The 15,537-nt window shown below is 41.9% G+C and carries 17 protein-coding genes and 2 pseudogenes; 7 read left to right on the top strand and 12 right to left on the bottom strand.

The window, feature by feature from the left end:
- Positions 1 to 395, top strand: a pseudogene (locus tag CEX98_RS07405) (transposase); the annotation flags it as partial.
- A 301-nt stretch (positions 396 to 696) separates the two neighbouring features.
- On the opposite strand, the gene CEX98_RS07400 reads toward CEX98_RS07405, so the two are convergent.
- On the bottom strand, positions 697 to 987 hold the full coding sequence (locus CEX98_RS07400; protein WP_099641460.1) for a hypothetical protein: 291 nt from the start codon (positions 985 to 987) through the stop codon (positions 697 to 699).
- On the bottom strand, positions 984 to 1,163 hold the full coding sequence (locus CEX98_RS07395) for a hypothetical protein (protein ID WP_099641459.1): 180 nt from the start codon (positions 1,161 to 1,163) through the stop codon (positions 984 to 986). The genes CEX98_RS07400 and CEX98_RS07395 overlap by 4 nt, the downstream gene beginning before the upstream one ends.
- Positions 1,164 to 1,320: 157 nt before the next feature.
- On the opposite strand from CEX98_RS07395, the gene tsaA reads away from it, so the two are divergent.
- The 3 genes from tsaA (at position 1,321) to CEX98_RS07380 (ending at position 4,820) form a co-directional block, all read left to right on the top strand.
- Entirely contained in the window at positions 1,321 to 2,028 is a 708-nt protein-coding gene (gene tsaA / locus CEX98_RS07390) for a tRNA (N6-threonylcarbamoyladenosine(37)-N6)-methyltransferase TrmO (RefSeq protein WP_099641458.1), read from the top strand.
- A gap of 130 nt (positions 2,029 to 2,158) precedes the next feature.
- Complete coding sequence (locus tag CEX98_RS07385) at positions 2,159 to 3,886, top strand: proline--tRNA ligase (RefSeq protein WP_099641457.1); 1,728 nt, start codon at positions 2,159 to 2,161, stop codon at positions 3,884 to 3,886.
- A gap of 133 nt (positions 3,887 to 4,019) precedes the next feature.
- Complete coding sequence (locus CEX98_RS07380) at positions 4,020 to 4,820, top strand: UDP-2,3-diacylglucosamine diphosphatase (RefSeq protein WP_099641456.1); 801 nt, start codon at positions 4,020 to 4,022, stop codon at positions 4,818 to 4,820.
- 108 nt (positions 4,821 to 4,928) lie between these two features.
- Here CEX98_RS07380 and CEX98_RS07375 read toward each other — a convergent pair whose 3' ends face one another.
- From CEX98_RS07375 to CEX98_RS07365, 3 genes are read right to left on the bottom strand one after another with little or no spacing between them, the layout of a single operon-like run.
- The gene (locus CEX98_RS07375) at positions 4,929 to 6,137 is read right to left on the bottom strand and encodes an ABC transporter permease (RefSeq protein ID WP_099641455.1); all 1,209 of its coding nucleotides are present in this window, start codon (positions 6,135 to 6,137) and stop codon (positions 4,929 to 4,931) included.
- The gene (locus CEX98_RS07370; RefSeq protein WP_099641454.1) at positions 6,130 to 6,915 is read right to left on the bottom strand and encodes an ABC transporter ATP-binding protein; all 786 of its coding nucleotides are present in this window, start codon (positions 6,913 to 6,915) and stop codon (positions 6,130 to 6,132) included. The genes CEX98_RS07375 and CEX98_RS07370 overlap by 8 nt, the downstream gene beginning before the upstream one ends.
- Position 6,916: 1 nt before the next feature.
- Positions 6,917 to 7,717 (bottom strand): DUF3025 domain-containing protein, encoded by an 801-nt coding sequence (locus CEX98_RS07365; protein ID WP_099641453.1) that lies wholly within the window; start codon positions 7,715 to 7,717, stop codon positions 6,917 to 6,919.
- A 266-nt stretch (positions 7,718 to 7,983) separates the two neighbouring features.
- Between CEX98_RS07365 and CEX98_RS07360 the strand changes: the two genes are divergently transcribed.
- Both CEX98_RS07360 and CEX98_RS07355 read left to right on the top strand, forming a co-directional pair.
- The gene (locus CEX98_RS07360; RefSeq protein ID WP_099641452.1) at positions 7,984 to 9,609 is read left to right on the top strand and encodes a M28 family metallopeptidase; all 1,626 of its coding nucleotides are present in this window, start codon (positions 7,984 to 7,986) and stop codon (positions 9,607 to 9,609) included.
- Positions 9,610 to 9,679: 70 nt separating this feature from the next.
- Positions 9,680 to 10,846, top strand: coding sequence for a putative manganese transporter (locus tag CEX98_RS07355; protein WP_099641451.1), 1,167 nt, complete (start codon positions 9,680 to 9,682; stop codon positions 10,844 to 10,846).
- A 327-nt stretch (positions 10,847 to 11,173) separates the two neighbouring features.
- On the opposite strand, the gene CEX98_RS07350 is transcribed toward CEX98_RS07355, so the two are convergent.
- The 6 genes from CEX98_RS07350 to CEX98_RS07325 all read right to left on the bottom strand — a co-directional run bounded on the left by CEX98_RS07350 (position 11,174) and on the right by CEX98_RS07325 (position 14,532).
- Entirely contained in the window at positions 11,174 to 11,401 is a 228-nt protein-coding gene (locus CEX98_RS07350; RefSeq protein WP_099641450.1) for a hypothetical protein, read from the bottom strand.
- A 118-nt stretch (positions 11,402 to 11,519) separates the two neighbouring features.
- Positions 11,520 to 11,975, bottom strand: a complete 456-nt coding sequence (locus tag CEX98_RS07345) for a hypothetical protein (RefSeq protein ID WP_099641449.1) — start codon at positions 11,973 to 11,975, stop codon at positions 11,520 to 11,522.
- 160 nt (positions 11,976 to 12,135) lie between these two features.
- Positions 12,136 to 12,420: a hypothetical protein gene (locus CEX98_RS07340; protein ID WP_099641448.1), complete on the bottom strand. Its 285-nt coding sequence runs from the start codon at positions 12,418 to 12,420 to the stop codon at positions 12,136 to 12,138.
- Between the two features lie 121 nt (positions 12,421 to 12,541).
- On the bottom strand, positions 12,542 to 13,393 hold the full coding sequence (locus CEX98_RS07335; RefSeq protein WP_099641447.1) for a hypothetical protein: 852 nt from the start codon (positions 13,391 to 13,393) through the stop codon (positions 12,542 to 12,544).
- Between the two features lie 147 nt (positions 13,394 to 13,540).
- On the bottom strand, positions 13,541 to 14,011 hold the full coding sequence (locus tag CEX98_RS07330) for a GNAT family N-acetyltransferase (protein WP_099641446.1): 471 nt from the start codon (positions 14,009 to 14,011) through the stop codon (positions 13,541 to 13,543).
- 110 nt (positions 14,012 to 14,121) lie between these two features.
- Positions 14,122 to 14,532: a hypothetical protein gene (locus CEX98_RS07325; RefSeq protein WP_143484332.1), complete on the bottom strand. Its 411-nt coding sequence runs from the start codon at positions 14,530 to 14,532 to the stop codon at positions 14,122 to 14,124.
- 378 nt (positions 14,533 to 14,910) lie between these two features.
- On the opposite strand from CEX98_RS07325, the pseudogene CEX98_RS07320 reads away from it, so the two are divergent.
- Positions 14,911 to 15,327: pseudogene (locus CEX98_RS07320) on the top strand (tyrosine-type recombinase/integrase); the annotation flags it as partial.
- Between the two features lie 8 nt (positions 15,328 to 15,335).
- Here the strand turns inward: CEX98_RS07320 and CEX98_RS07315 are convergent.
- A partial coding sequence (locus CEX98_RS07315) for a transposase domain-containing protein (protein ID WP_143484331.1) occupies positions 15,336 to 15,537 on the bottom strand: 202 nt, incomplete at its 5' end.

Genomic DNA, 15,537 nt, shown 5'->3' with positions numbered 1-15,537 from the left:
TTGCTACAACACCAGAAAATTCAGACTACACCAGCATTAAAAAGCGTATCGATTATGCCAAACTCGGCCAGCAACCCAAGTCTCTACTATGCTTTGCTGGCAACCCACAAAAAGATATGCCAAAAGGACTCCCCTTTGAACTCAGCTATTATATTGAACTTGTTGAGCTCACAGGCCGATGTATTCGTGCTGACAAGCCTGGGTATATTGACGACATGCAGCCTATTCTTACCCGATTAAATATAGAACCCGAGAGCTGGTTCAAACTTACCACGCAGTTTTCACGAGTATTTCACGGCGCGGTGGGTCGGAAGCGCGCTATCACCGCTCATTGTAAAACACTTAAAAAGCGCCGACGTACTAACCTAACCAACTGCGAACGCTTGCTGGGTTAAATAGACTGATATTCATAACTTCACTTCCATATGCCTTACTTTGCAGTCTCAGGACTTCCCTATGCGTGCTCATAGCTTTCCATCTTGAGAAGCAATTAATAACGAAAAATCATTATCTTTATAATAGCCTTGGCTATTGATGATATTCCAAAAACTAGGTTCTCTCAAACGACTTTCAAACATCACAATTTATAATGGGTGTCATCGAATTATCTATCATCGAATTATTTATCATCGAATTATCTATGGGTGTCATCGAATTATCTTCTATGGGTGTCATCGAATTATCTAGTTGACCCAATTAAAGTAGGTGGCGAGCTAGAGTAAATACAGCTTTCTCACTTGTCGCAATCGCTTCTCTTTTACTCAAGCTTCCCGCTTTAATGAGGTGCTGGCTGACTTTTTCGGCTTCTTCGCTAAGTAATAGGTCTACTCTGGTTGGACTAACTTTCCCTTCTGTTAAATCATGAATAATTGACTGTAACGCAGTTCGCCGTGCTGAAATTGCTTCAACTAAAATTGGCTTCAGAGGTGATGCGTTGCAAAGCGCTTCTTGGCAGCTTTTATTCACTTTTTGAATAAACTCTGTCATCTATTTTTATCGCTTTTTTGGTTGAGCTCATTCAGCTTTTCCTTTAGCCCATGGATAGGCCTAATTGCGCTGACTAATTGCTTATACTCGTACGCCCGAGTGCCAAGTATTTGAGCTGGGCCTGTATTAAATCCAGCCTGTAAATGACGTTGTGGAGATAAGCTTTGCTTATTCATTTCTAAACCACTATTTAGATTTCCATTGCAAATAACTTTATACCAAAAATCTAAACAGTTGAATTACACAGCATTACAAAGGTACAGACCGACATTATTTTGTGAAAACAGCAATCGATAGTAAACTTTACCCATCTTAATCAACACAGAGACGACGGTGGAAAAGCTCACTATCGAGCCTATTGGCTACATTCAATCCCCTTATAAACAAAAGTTCGCCATTCCAAGGCAACCAAGACTTGTACCTGAAGCAAAAGCAAAATTACGCTTTATGGGTGAGTTTAATCGAGAAGAGTTTGTTCGTGGCATTGATGAATTTACCCATATTTGGTTGTTATTTCGCTTCCATGAAACTGCTGATAAAGGCTATTCCGCACTGGTTCGTCCACCTAGACTAGGTGGCAATGAACGAAAAGGAGTATTTGCGACCAGGGCAACCTTTAGGCCAAACGGCATTGGCATGAGCGCGGTAAAACTCGAAGGTATAGAATATAAAAATGGTCAGTTGGACCTACTTTTATCTGGGGTAGATTTATTAGATGGCACGCCAATCATTGATATCAAGCCCTACCTCCCCTATTCCGACTCTCTAATAGATGCTACAGCCGGCTTTGCAGATACTCGACCAGAAACACAGATGACAGTGAGCTTTTCAGATCAAGCAAGCGCATATATTGAAAAGCAAAAAAACTATCCTGAGCTTAAACAATTTATCATAAACATACTTAAACAAGACCCTCGTCCTGCCTATAAAAAGAAACGTGCTTCACAACAAGATTATGGCATGAGTCTATACGATTTTAATATTCGCTGGAGCGTTGATGGTGAACACAATCACGTCACCGAGATCTCACCTGCCGGTTAGTAAAGCAAGCGGCCCCCTGTAAACTCATAAATTGTGAAGATGTTTAAGGATTAAAGCTTTTTAAGCGGCTACAGCACTGCTAGAATAGCCGCTAATAAGAGAACAATAAGTAACTTATACTGGAATAAGAATGCGTACGAGTGAATATATATTAGCGACTCTTAAAGAGACGCCGTCTGATGCAGAGGTGGTAAGCCACCAACTAATGCTAAGAGCGGGCATGATCCGCAAATTGGCTTCAGGTCTATATACTTGGTTGCCATCAGGCCTAAAAGTTTTCCGCAAGGTAGAGCGAATTGTTCGTGAAGAAATGGACAAAGCAGGTGCTATTGAGCTGCTAATGCCAGTGATCCAGCCTGCAGAACTATGGGAAGAGTCTGGCCGTTGGGAACAGTTTGGTCCTGAATTACTTCGCATTAATGACCGTCATGGCCGTCCATTTGCACTTGGTCCAACACACGAAGAAGTTATTACAGATCTTGTACGCCGTGAAATCAACAGCTATAAGCAACTTCCAATCACACTGTATCAAGTAAGTACTAAAGTGCGTGATGAAGTTCGTCCACGCTTCGGTGTGATGCGTGCCCGTGAATTCACGATGAAAGATGCGTATTCATTCCACCTAAATGATGAGTGCCTAGAAAAAACCTACCATAAGATGTTCCAAGCTTACTGTAATATCTTTGACCGTTTAGGTGTTGACTACCGCCCGGTTATTGCAGACAGCGGTTCTATCGGTGGAAACTTATCGCATGAATTCCATGTACTTGCTGAGTCTGGTGAAGATGCAATCGCATTCAGTGATGAAAGTGATTACGCTGCCAACATAGAAAAGGCTGAGGCGCTAGCACCAACAGAAGTTCGTCCTGAGCCAAGCAAAGCACTTAACACGTTTGATACGCCAGAAGCTCTCACTATTGCCGACTTAAAAGCCAAACATGGTGTTAAACCGCATCGTGGTGTAAAAACATTAATCGCTTATGGCGCTCCAGACGAAGACGGTAACAGAGGTCTTGTTGCCCTTATCGTTCGTGGCGATCATGAATTAAATGAACTTAAGGCTGAGAAGTTAGCGCTGTTAGATTCACCACTTGAACTGGCAAGCGAAGAAGACATCGTTAAGACCATAGGTGCAAAACCGGGTTCACTTGGCCCTGTAGGCCTTTCAATGCCTATTATCGTTGATCGCAGCGCTGCCGTAATGGCTGATTTTGTTGCTGGTGCAAACCAAGATGGCGTTCATTACAGCGGTATCAACTGGGACAGAGATGTTAGCGATTATACCGTCGAAGACATCCGTAACGTTGTGGAAGGCGATCCAAGCCCTTGTGGTAAAGGCAAAATTCAGATCAAACGTGGTATCGAAGTGGGCCATGTATTCCAACTTGGTACTAAGTATTCTGAGTCGATGAAAGCAGGCGTGCTTGGCGAGGAAGGCAAAAACCAAACGTTAACCATGGGTTGTTATGGCATTGGTGTATCACGTATCGTGGCCGCAGCAATCGAACAAAACAATGATAACTATGGTATTAAGTGGCCTGTTGCTATTGCTCCGTTTGAGCTTGCGATAGTGCCAATGAATATGCATAAGTCTCATCGTATCCCTGAAATCGCCGAAAAGTTTTATGCCGATCTGCAAAATGCAGGTATCGACGTTTTATTCGACGACCGTAAAGAGCGTCCAGGCGTTATGTTTAACGATATGGAGCTAATCGGTGTACCTTATACTCTAGTCATCGGTGAGCGTAACCTTGATGAAAATAAGGTTGAGCTAAAAAATCGTCATACAGGCGAAAAGCTAATGCTTGATATTGAATCTGCCGTTGAAACTATTGTTAACGCAATCAAAAGCAAATAACACAAGGTCATTACATTGATCAAAAAAGGGCATACAGATGTATGCCCTTTTGTCATATTAGCTTCTTCTAACTGCCCCGCCACTGTCATTTTCTCCTCTTAGCATGGTTATTATTACGCTAAAGAGCCAAGCCATGAAAACAACATACTATCCGAGTATTTGGATCTCAGATGTGCATTTGGGCTACAAGGACTGTAAAGCGAAGTTCTTGCTAGACTTTCTCAACAAAACAGAGTGCGATGTACTCTACCTAGTAGGTGATATTGTTGACCTGTGGTCAATGAAACGCCAATTTTTCTGGGACCCTTCTCACTATCAAGTGCTAGAATGTATACAAAAGAAAGCAGAGTCAGGCACACGTGTTATCTACATCCCAGGTAATCACGACGAAACCTTTAGAAACTATGATGGGCAAACGCTGTTCAAAGTCGAAGTACACAAAACATTTATACATACTACCTCGGCAGGTAAGCGGTTTTTATTACTACACGGCGATGACTTTGACTCAGCCACAAGATACAACAAGCTTATCAGTATCATTGGTGATGCCGCCTATGATTTTTTACTATTTTTAAACCGCTGGACTAACCGCATACGACGTCTATATGGCGGTCATTACTGGTCGTTAGCATCATGGTTAAAAAAGCGCGTGCATAAAGCAAGAGAGGCTATCGCTGCTTTCGAGCATGCTGCTATCCATGAAGCTAAAAAGCAAGGCGTTGATGGTATTATCTGTGGTCATATTCACCAACCAGAGATCCGCGTCGTAGACGGTATAGTGTATTGTAATGATGGTGACTGGATAGAAAACTGTACTGCGCTAGTTGAAAACCAAGAAGGCCGTATCGAATTACTACATTGGTCAGATGTACAATCGGTGCTTAACGTGGTTGAAATTGAAACTCTTAAAACCGACAACATTGAAGCTGCATAGTAGAACACGAATAAAGCCATTGTCCACTCGGTATCACCTATAAGTTTCACCTACATATGACAACGCTAAAGTACTTAATGTGCTCTAGCGCCGTCTCTTACTCGCACTTCACCTAAACAACACCGTTTCTCGATTAAACCACTTAACACAGCATACTAATAGTCCTGCTGCGAGTACTGCAGAGGCGCCAAATATCAATGCAACGTAGCTATAATCCACTGTGCCTTTGATGATTTCCTTGATAGCTAAAGCCACATTAGTAATTGGGATCAAGGCTGTTTTGGCGGTCAGCTCCATATTTGGCATTAAGGACATCACGATAGGAATAAAAATTCCCATACTCAGCGGGCCCATATAGTTTTGTGCTTCTTTAAAAGTTCTGGCATAAATCGAAATGGCGAGCGTCAGTGATGAAAGCATGACAGCCACAGGAAGCAATAACGCAAAAATAAGTGAAAAATCAAATAAGGTCACTGACGAGAATGCATTTTTAATCACATCTAGCTCAACAAAACTACTGGCAACCCCAATCCATAACGCCATACTCGAGACCGTAACTAAAGCACAAAATATTGAGCTGGCCAATACAGTTAAAAACTTCCCCAATACCAGTTCAGTACGAGAAATCGGTGTCAAAAGTAGCGTTTCTAATGTACCGCGCTCCTTCTCTCCAGCGCCTAAGTCGATTGCAGGATAACTTGCTCCCATCAACACCAACGGAATTAGCATATAGGGAATAAAAGCACCGAGCTTCTCACCGAGGTTTTCACGTTTATCTGCGGTATCTACTTTAGTGATTGAAATAGGTTGTAGAACAGCCGCTTGCTGCTCTTTTGCCAACCCAAGCGTTGTTAACTTAGCCGCTCGAAGTTCATCAGAAAAAGCGTGGGCAAGTTTAGATAAGCGGTTGTAAATAAAGTTGATCGATTGTGCGTCATTAAACACAATTTTCCACTCACTTTTTATCCCAGACTCGAGGTTGCTCACCGGATCGGATGGAATAAATATACCAACGTCAATCACTCCGCTTCGCACTGCATCGCTGAGCGCTTCAACGCTATCAAGTTTGCGTTCACCATCATACTTTTTAAAGCTTTTGTGATAAAACACCTGTTCAGAAAACTGCTCGGCATAGGCCTCATTGACAATAAAATACGTGTGAACTTCTTGCTCAGCTTCCATTGCTGCTTGTGACGCCATAAACCCAACTAAGGCCATGATCACAGGAAATACCAGCATGGGCAGCGCAATCACAAAAAACAAGGTTTTTCGGTCACGTAACAGCTCTCTGATTTCCTTCAAAAACACCTCAAACATTTACTGCTCCCGTCAACAAGTTTAAAAATGCCTGATTGAGCTCATCACTTTGACCTTTAGTTTTAAAGTCAGCCAAGCTGCCATCAAAGCAAGTAATCCCCTTATCAATCACTGATACTCGGTCACATAATAGTGCCACTTCATCCAAGTGGTGGGTAGAAAATATAACCGGTGTACCATTTGCCTTGAGGTCGCGAATAAATGAGATTACCGTTTGTGTGGTCATAATATCGAGCCCCGTTGTTGGTTCATCTAACACAACGACTTTAGGACTGTGCACAACTGCTCGCGCAATATTGGTTTTCTGCTTCATACCAGTAGATAAATGCTCGGCGCGTTTATCTAGAAAGGTGGCCATTTCTAACCGCTCAAAAAGCTCATCACACCTCGCTTTTAGCGCTTTTCCCTTTAAGCCGTGAAGACGGGCAAAATACTCAACATTTTCTTTCGCGGTCAGGCGTCCATACAAGCCTGTTGAACCCGATAAAAAGCCGATGGCCTTTCTTGCAATGACTGGCTTTTTAACAATATCTTGGCCATCAATAAGTATACGGCCTTCGTCAGGCGTAAGGGCGGTAGATAGCATTCGCAACGTCGTTGTTTTTCCGGCACCGTTGGGGCCAAGTAAACCAAGCACTTCACCTTGCCCACAATGAAGGTTAACCTCCTCCACACTATGAAAAAATCCATCTCGCTCACGCGGATCCGTTTGACTCTTTTTCTTTTTGTGTTCGCGAGTCAAAGCAAACCGTTTTTTTAATCCGTTGATAGCTATCATGCTATTTCCTTCTTTTCGGTCTGAAATAGTCCGTATTTTGATAAAATGCCAGCTCTTGAGGTTCATACCAGTTTGGGATCCCAAGTAATGGGATGGGAGACATCTGGGTATTGTCTTCAAGCAGTCCATCATTGATAAGTTCGACTAGTTTATTGTCGAGCCAAATATATTGTTCCCTTAGTGACAGCTGCCAAAATGCTTTGTCGACATTAATACAAACCAGTTTTCCCGTCAGTCCAATAAAGGGATTAGTTAGCATCTCATAGTTTGCATGACCAAAGACAAAAGGCTTAAGGTTTTGCTGCCAGTGCGTGGGATTATCGTAAAATACACTTTGCCATTGATGTGCTTTAAACGCTTCTCGCCACTCATCATTATCAATCGCCAACACCAAGCCACATTCATCAAAAAGCGTTAAGGCATTGCGTTTTTTACTACGCTGTTTCAGTCCATACTGCTCTATTTCTTCAATATGTAACGTATTTAACAAGGCTTTGGTTTTTGGAAATAAGCACCAAATCAGCGCGCCAAACAAATCGTGCCAGTTTTTACTACGTGTGGGGATCTGGTGGGTGTCATAGATAATCTCTTCATAATATTTTTCACCAAAGTCAATTGTTTCATCGGCCACGAACTGAGTGTCGTACTGCTGTGAACTAATGGTGTTTACATGCGATGACAGCCACTCTGGGCTTGGCCAATCATGTTGGCCTTTTAAGTCAAAAAGTTGATTCAAATGGGAGAACGGCTCAGTATTTAAACAAGCCACTTGCCACGCCTCTGGTGCTGTAAACTTTTTCATAGGATTGAGATATTTATCATGCAATTAGCGGCCTATTTTACTGAAGCCCAAGGGGCTTGGCAAAAGCCAATTGTAAATGAGCGTAACACGCTAATGTAATGAGGTAATGCAAGGACAAACCTAACCGCGGTTAGCAATATCGCTTTTTATCTAAACGAATTACCAGTGTTTGGCTACAATCTCGTTTGACCATCTTGTCCCCCTCGAACTTTTGAGGATTTTATGTTACTACTAACGGGTTCCTAACAAGTAAAAGAAAGGCAATTATGAAACTTAAACTGACGCTCAGCGCATTATCCATGGCGGTGCTAGCGGGCTGTGTTAGCACCAGCAACAGCCCTCAAGATATCGATACTGCATACAATAGTATTAATGATGCTCAACTAAGAGAGCATATCAAAACACTTGCTTCTGATGAATTTGGTGGTCGTGCGCCGTCCACCAAAGGCGAAGAGCTAACACTTGCCTATTTGACCAAACACTTTAAAGCGCTAGGTTACCAGCCAGGTAATGGTAATAGCTTCCTTCAAGAAGTCCCCTTGGTATCACTTGAAGCTGATCCTGATATGACCTTAGAAATCGGTGGCAAGCACTACGAATATAAAAAAGATATGGTGATGGGTTCTGCTCGTATCAGTGAGCTTGAGTCGATCAAAGATTCTGAGCTCGTTTTCGTTGGCTACGGCGTGAATGCGCCAGAATACGACTGGAATGACTACGAAGGGCTAGACGTTAAAGGCAAAACAGTGGTTATGCTAGTAAACGATCCAGGTTTTGCTAACCCTGACTCAGGCAAATTCACCGGCGAAGCGATGACTTATTACGGTCGCTGGACTTACAAATACGAAGAAGCTTCGCGCCAAGGCGCAGCAGGTGCAATTATTATTCATGAAACTGCGCCAGCTTCATATCCTTGGAGCGTAGTAGAAAACTCGTGGAGCGGCCCGCAGTTTGGTTTCCAGAAAGAAAACAATAATATGGACCGCGTGGCGGTAGAAGGTTGGGTAACGGTAGACGTTGCGAAAGAGTTGTTTAACAAAGCTGGGCTTGATTTTGAAACAGCGAAGCAAAAAGCAGCGCAAGGCGCTTATCATGTTGATATGGGCGACCTAAGTGCTTCGGTTACCGTAAAAAATACGATCAAGAAGTCAACCTCATATAACTTTATCGCGACACTTCCGGGTAGCGAAAAACCAGATGAGCATATCATTTACTCAGCTCACTGGGATCATTTAGGGACAGATCCAAACCGTAAAGGTGACCAAATCTACAACGGTGCTCATGATAATGCCAGCGGCACAGGTGGTATGATTGAAGTTGCTGAAGCATTTACCAAATTACCAACACGCCCTGCCCGCTCTATGACGTTTTTGGCGGTAACTGCCGAAGAGCAAGGTCTATTAGGCTCTAAATTTTATGCAGCAAACCCTGTTATTCCAGCCAAGCAAACCGTTGCTAACATCAACATGGATAGCCTAAATCTATTAGGCAAAGTGAAAGATATTAGCGTAGTTGGTATTGGCAAATCAGAGTTAGATGAAATGCTAGAAACCGCTGCAAAAGCGCAAGACCGCGTGGTTTCAGGCGATCCACGCCCTGCCGCTGGTGGTTACTACCGCTCAGATCACTTCGCTTTTGCCAATATGGGTGTACCAGCTATGTACGCAGGTGGTGGAACAGAGGCTCCTGATGCCGAAACCGCAACGTACCGTAAACGTATGGGACTCGTTCTGCGTGGTTGTTATCACCAACCGTGCGATCGCTACCGTGAAGAGTGGGATTTAAGCGGTGCAATTCAAGATCTGCAATTGTTCTTTAAAGTTGGCTATGATGTTTCTGAGCAGGAACAATGGCCGCAATGGAAAGCAACTGCAGAGTTCCAAAGAAAATAATGTAAATGATATTGATTTTCATTTAATTTAATTCTAAAGTGCAACTTAGACAATACACGGGTTGCACTTTATGTTTTCATCTCTACTTCGATATTCTCAACCGACACATGGGGCTAAGGTTAGTTTATTGTTTAATAAGCGGCTGATTTTACCTTTTTTTATTATTGCACTACTTGCATTTGACACGGCTAGACCCATTGTAGTGGCTGCCTTAAGCGATGCTTTTTTTCAGGTTAGTGTTTTTGTTGCCGCAACGCTGCTCGTGTACTACTTTCTCGTTGACAGAATTCCACAACTTAACCTCAGTTATCTCAGCACAAAATCCCCTATTCTCGAAATCGGTATGGCGTCAATATTAGGCGCACTGCCAGGCTGTGGTGGTGCGATTATCGTAGTCACTCAATTTACCAAAAAGCAAGCCAGCTTTGCTTCGGTTGTTGCTGTACTCACAGCGACCATGGGCGACGCCGCATTTTTGCTACTGGCAAAGGAGCCACTCACCGGTCTGACTATCATCGCCATGGGTGTCGGTGTCGGTATAGTCAGTGGTCTTTGCGTGCACTTGATCCATCAGCCCGATTTCTGTGTGCCACAAACGGTAAATGAAGTCGAAGAAGAAACGTTACACGCAAGCCGTGCATTTAGCCTGAGCCGCAAAGTTTGGAAGCTGTGTTTACTACCTAGCCTCGTAATTTCATTCGCCATCGCTTTTAACTTCGATTTGGCGCCTTTTGATACTCAAGTTGCTTGGCTTGGCGCTATATTGTGTCTGTTTGCAGTTTGCGTGTGGGCACTCAACTCCAAAGGCGTTAGCTATAAAGATATCACTTGTGAGGAGGGAGAATGCGATCCCCCCTCAAAACTTACTAGAGTGCTACAAGACACACATTTTGTCACCGCATGGGTGGTCGCAAGTTTCCTACTCTATGAATTATCTACAGCGTATTTAGGGCTTGATCTAGCCTTGTGGTTTAAAGACTATGCTATTTATGCACCACTGGTGGCAATTCTAGTTGGCTTATTGCCCGGTTGCGGACCGCAGATAGTTGTCACGACTTTATATTTGCAAGGTGTGGTGCCATTTAGTGCCCTAGCCGCAAATGCAGTTGCTAACGATGGCGATGCTCTATTTCCAGCGATAGCGTTAGCCCCAAGGGCCGCACTGTTTGCCACCATTTACTCTGCTGTACCTGCTTTTATTGTTGGCTATGGCCTCTACTACATTAATTTAGCTTAATACTTGAGTACGCCGGCCAAGAGATCTGACGCAGGCTCAGTGTGCTGACTCATAAACGTTTTGGCAGTTTAGGACTATGAGCTCAACCGGATCTGACCGTTCGTAACCGGTTAATGTTCGAAAATAGCGAATAGCGGACGGTCAAATAAACTCATTTTTGGACAAAAGCGTTTTAGGTGGTCGGCTGTATTACGCGAATTTCGCATAAAAATTTCTATGGGCTAACGCCTTAATAAACGGCGGAAAATAGCAGGCTAAACTAAGCGAAGAATAAGCGCAAGCCTGCTGTTTTGCGTCTATTGTTTAATTAATTTGTTATATAACACATTAAAAGCAAATTACATTTTTAAATTTATAAGCCACCAAACAGACAATACCAACAACTAAAAAATGCAACCTGTTACTTATGAGAGAAAATGATTTACTAGCTTCAATTTTTAGATAGCTTTCTTCTGAGCTCTGTTTTAGGAAATCAACTGGTAAGAAGTCAGCAATAAACATCTGTGCACCTGCAACTGCTAGAGCTATACCGATTATTAGTAAGATTTTACTCATTTCTCCGATTCCCGAGTGCTATATAACGCCGCGTTAAACGGCAGAGTATTGCTTACTAGAATCTGAAGCGAAGCGAAACCGAGCAAACGTTACGATGTCCGACTTTTTAAACGCCTTGTTAGAAGCCGCCTCTTCGTTGTTCTTTTGAGGGATCATGTGGCTTTACATTGCCCCCTTGCGTAGCTTTATTTACATACCCTAAATCAGTTTCAATTTCTACTTGAACCAAGTATGGTTTGCCCAATGAAGAACGCCAGTAGTGATATTTTTCCTGATATTCTTGATTAAAGCTAAACTTAGCTGAAACTGACTTAACCCATTCACTTGGGAGCTTATGTGCGTTAAGTATTCGGTTCATTTCAGACTTCATCGATTGGCACATATCAGCTAATAAAGGTGAACTGATGTCGCCCTTACAAATTATTAAGTCTAGCGAAATCGTATCAACTCCATGTTCTTGGTCTAGCAGAAATAACTGACCTACGCCCCAATAGCCTAAATAATCATTATTTCGACCACTCAGTAATTCAGCGAGATTTTTCACAATCCCTTTAAATTCTCTACGTCGAGGCATAAATTCTCATAGGCTTCTAACATTTTATTCGTGCGCATGCGCGTTTACCTCGTTGGACCAGTGAAAACGCGCACAGTTAACTATCAGTATGCAAAGAACTTATCAGCATTCTGCTAAATATACCATCTGGAAAAATGCGCATTCGCGTTTCCCAAACCTATTATGTTGCGGCTAGTTTAATGGATTTGTAACGTTCTTCATGACCATGGTTCATAAGTTTTGCTGCGTTTATCAAATGAGACCAAAACTTTTTGCAAGGAATACCGTTATCAACGATTACCCCATCAAGCTCTTCCATTGCGAGCAAAAGCTCGTTGTGATGGATATATGTAAGAAAATCCTCTTCACAATAGCCATCACCTGATTCAATAGTTTCATCAGGCAAGAGTTTATAAGCCGCCATTAATTCAGCTTCAATCAGTTTCCATTTTTCAATTTGATCCACTAGAGCCTCTTAGCAACATAACGCCGCAATAATAGGCGTAAAATTCTTGGCTATAATTAGCGGCGAAGGAGCGCAAGCCAAGCGTTTTACGTCCTTCGTTGATTGCTTTGTTATGTAACGGCTACCACGTTTTATTTAATGACTTTATAGCTCCGCATTCTAAATCACCCGCTAAAATATCATTTTTCATTTTTTCTTGTTGTAACTCGGTAACTTCACCTTTACTGGCAACAAAAGCTCGATGAAAAAATGAAACTAAATCTGAAATATACGAAGGTATAGACTTTATTTTAGACAGCGATATGCTTTCGACTTTATCAATCTGAGTTCCAGACCAGTCATCATTGTCATTAGGTACTACTTCAAAAACAACAATTGCAGACGGTATTTTTATAAATATGATAAACCGTTCCCAATTGTCCCATATTCTTGGCTCTGCTCCAGTCATACGATCATAAAAATACCAATCTACTTTTGGCAGCCCTAACTGGGTAAGTACATCTTTAGTACACGGTATGATATGAGTTTTAAACTTGTCTGTAGTACCTGAGTTTATAGCTGATTTCATATCAGCTAAAAAATTAGGAAACTCATTAATTTCATCATCAGTGTAGTCATTTTCTTTAGGAAAGTGATATGCATCAGCCAACACTCTCCAAGCGATAATATATAAACAAGTTCTAATATTGTTTGTGATAGATAATTGTTCAGGACAAGGTTTTCTATAATTTGCTATTTTATTAAATAGCTCTTTTTTAAATAGATCTTCCGACTTTGAAAATTCTTCTTCGCAGCTTTCACATAACAATGCAGATTTATACCCATCCTGTTGCCTTTTGTTTGGTTCATTAGTCGCCCTCATATAACCAGTAGGCGATGTATCTTTAATCCATTTATAGATAAAGCTAGGAATTAAATGCGAATTATCTATAGCAGGAGACTTCTCACAAAATTTGCACACTTTGGAACTCAAAATACTCTCCAAACTTCGACATAGTTACATAACGCCGCGTTAAGTAGTGAACAATGCTACCACCTAAGCTAAACCATTGTGCCGAAAACACAAAAGCTGAATCTAACCAAAAATGCCACGCGTTGCGAATCTGCCTTAAACGCTTTGTTACGCGATTTTTGCACGCATTATGTGTTGAGGGCCTGCTGCACCACCCATGTATTTCTCTCCAGTATCCTCAAAACCACCATTTGTATAGCAACGATGTGCATTTGGATTTTTGCAGTTGACCGTAAGATAAATGGTGTCAAAGTCTGGATAGTTTTCTTTTAGATAAGGAAATAGAGCCTTTACAGCTGACTTTCCTATTCCTTTGCCTTGATAGTCAATACCGATTACAAATGCTCTAAGTCCTAGACCATTTTGCGAGCAAAAATCGTGATTAAATGAGTAAGCGATGTCTAGCTTGAAAAAGCCTATCACCACGTTATTGTTTTTTATCACATGCAAATGAGTGGTATCTGTAGAGTCAGAAAGGAAGTCTTCCGCTGTACCTGCAAATTTGACTTGCTCGTCAGCTACACTTATTTGCTTTATCAGTTCGATGTGTGAGTTATCTAACTTTTCAATGTGTACCATTTCACCTCCGTAAGGTTAGGTCGCATAACGCCCAACTAAGGGGCTGATAATTGTTGGCTACAATGTGAAACGAAGTGGAACTGAGCCAACTATTAGCAGTCCCGCTTTAGTTACTTGTTAGCTGTACTACCACCTAAATAATGTCTTTGTACGAACACCAAATGTAGCGTTACAAATAACGGAGCGATAATAAAAGGCAGCAAATACAAGTTTGTACCACCAACAGAGTAACTTGCCACTGCCGAAGATAAAACACCTAACACTATATATATTTTGAGCCTTTTAGGTTTCGTATTTTCTTGCTCAGGGTGCAAAGTTAATACAAGTAAACTTATTGCTCCCCAGAACCCAAGCAAGCCTCCAGTAACTAAGAAAGCAAGCAATATAGAGGAAGAATGCCCAGCAAATAAACCTATTAAAATTGCAGGACTAAAAATCACTCCTAAAGTGAGAATAAGCAAAGATGGCGCGAAGCCAATCATAAACTCTAAAATATATAGCGATCTCTTAAGTTTCGTCATGTACAACTAACATTTTATCCGTGCGCATGCGCGTTTACCTCGTTGGACCAGTGAAAACGCGCACAGTTAACTATCAGTATGCAAAGAACTTATCAGCATTCTGCTAAATATACCATCTGGAAAAGTGCGCATGCGCGTTTCCCAAACCTATTATCTCAAATCGCAGATAAATAACCTTCTGATAAAAAATAATATTTTTAATTTATTCATGCGTAAACGCGAAAAAATCTTTTCATCATTTCCCTTGATATCCGAGAATTCCATATAACACTGTATAGATACACAGAAATATAAGGTAAGGAGTTATCATGAGTCTAAAAAGCCCATTTCTGAAAGGCCTTCAGGAAGAAATGCGTATGCGTGGTTACAGCATTAGAACAGAAAAACCCTACCTATATTGAAATGGGTATTAAGATTCAACAGGATGACAACCTTCACGGGATAGGTCCATCTCTGCCAAATGCAGTAAAACGCAAGTATCCCAACGCGTTTAGGCAGCATGGGTGGATGTTTATTTTCCCTTCCAGCGCTACTTGTATCAATCCTTATACAGGAACACTTTGCAGGCACCATTTACATCAAAGTGTTATTCGTAAAGCGCTCGGGAATGCCGTGCGTAATATTCAAATAAATAAACGCGTCACCTGCCATACGTTTAGGCATAGCTTCGCAACCCATTTGCTTCAAGCTGGTCGTGATATAAGAAGTGTTCAAGAATTACTGGGCCACAATGACGTTAGTACCACACAAATCTATACACATGTACTTGGCCAACATTTTGCGGGTACAACGTAAGAGTCTAGCTAACGACACCCAGCTTGTTTAATGTTCCAAGGTAACAGCGATTCAAGATCATCAGGCTGCTCAGCTAGGTGCTGTAAACAAGTAGAAATATAATCATGCACTACAAGGTCATTGGCCTTTGCGGTTTCAACAAGGCTATAAAGTATCGCACTGGCATGTGCACCTTTACTGGTATTTGAGAACAACCAGTTTTTTCGCCCT

The sequence above is a fragment of the Pseudoalteromonas piscicida genome (assembly GCF_002744175.1).
Classification (GTDB): domain Bacteria; phylum Pseudomonadota; class Gammaproteobacteria; order Enterobacterales; family Alteromonadaceae; genus Pseudoalteromonas; species Pseudoalteromonas piscicida_B.
Note: the sequence above shows the minus strand (reverse complement) of the source record. Positions and strands in the feature narration are given on the sequence as shown.

Coding starts and splice junctions, on each gene's coding strand:
- CEX98_RS07380 (WP_099641456.1), top strand. CDS start 4,020: ATGAAAACAACATACTATCCGAGTATTTGGATCTCAGATGTGCATTTG.
- CEX98_RS07365 (WP_099641453.1), bottom strand. CDS start 7,717: ATGAAAAAGTTTACAGCACCAGAGGCGTGGCAAGTGGCTTGTTTAAAT.
- CEX98_RS07400 (WP_099641460.1), bottom strand. CDS start 987: ATGACAGAGTTTATTCAAAAAGTGAATAAAAGCTGCCAAGAAGCGCTT.
- CEX98_RS07330 (WP_099641446.1), bottom strand. CDS start 14,011: ATGGTACACATTGAAAAGTTAGATAACTCACACATCGAACTGATAAAG.
- CEX98_RS07325 (WP_143484332.1), bottom strand. CDS start 14,532: ATGACGAAACTTAAGAGATCGCTATATATTTTAGAGTTTATGATTGGC.
- CEX98_RS07345 (WP_099641449.1), bottom strand. CDS start 11,975: ATGCCTCGACGTAGAGAATTTAAAGGGATTGTGAAAAATCTCGCTGAA.
- CEX98_RS07385 (WP_099641457.1), top strand. CDS start 2,159: ATGCGTACGAGTGAATATATATTAGCGACTCTTAAAGAGACGCCGTCT.
- CEX98_RS07370 (WP_099641454.1), bottom strand. CDS start 6,915: ATGATAGCTATCAACGGATTAAAAAAACGGTTTGCTTTGACTCGCGAA.
- CEX98_RS07375 (WP_099641455.1), bottom strand. CDS start 6,137: ATGTTTGAGGTGTTTTTGAAGGAAATCAGAGAGCTGTTACGTGACCGA.
- CEX98_RS07355 (WP_099641451.1), top strand. CDS start 9,680: ATGTTTTCATCTCTACTTCGATATTCTCAACCGACACATGGGGCTAAG.
- CEX98_RS07360 (WP_099641452.1), top strand. CDS start 7,984: ATGAAACTTAAACTGACGCTCAGCGCATTATCCATGGCGGTGCTAGCG.
- CEX98_RS07395 (WP_099641459.1), bottom strand. CDS start 1,163: ATGAATAAGCAAAGCTTATCTCCACAACGTCATTTACAGGCTGGATTT.
- CEX98_RS07350 (WP_099641450.1), bottom strand. CDS start 11,401: ATGAGTAAAATCTTACTAATAATCGGTATAGCTCTAGCAGTTGCAGGT.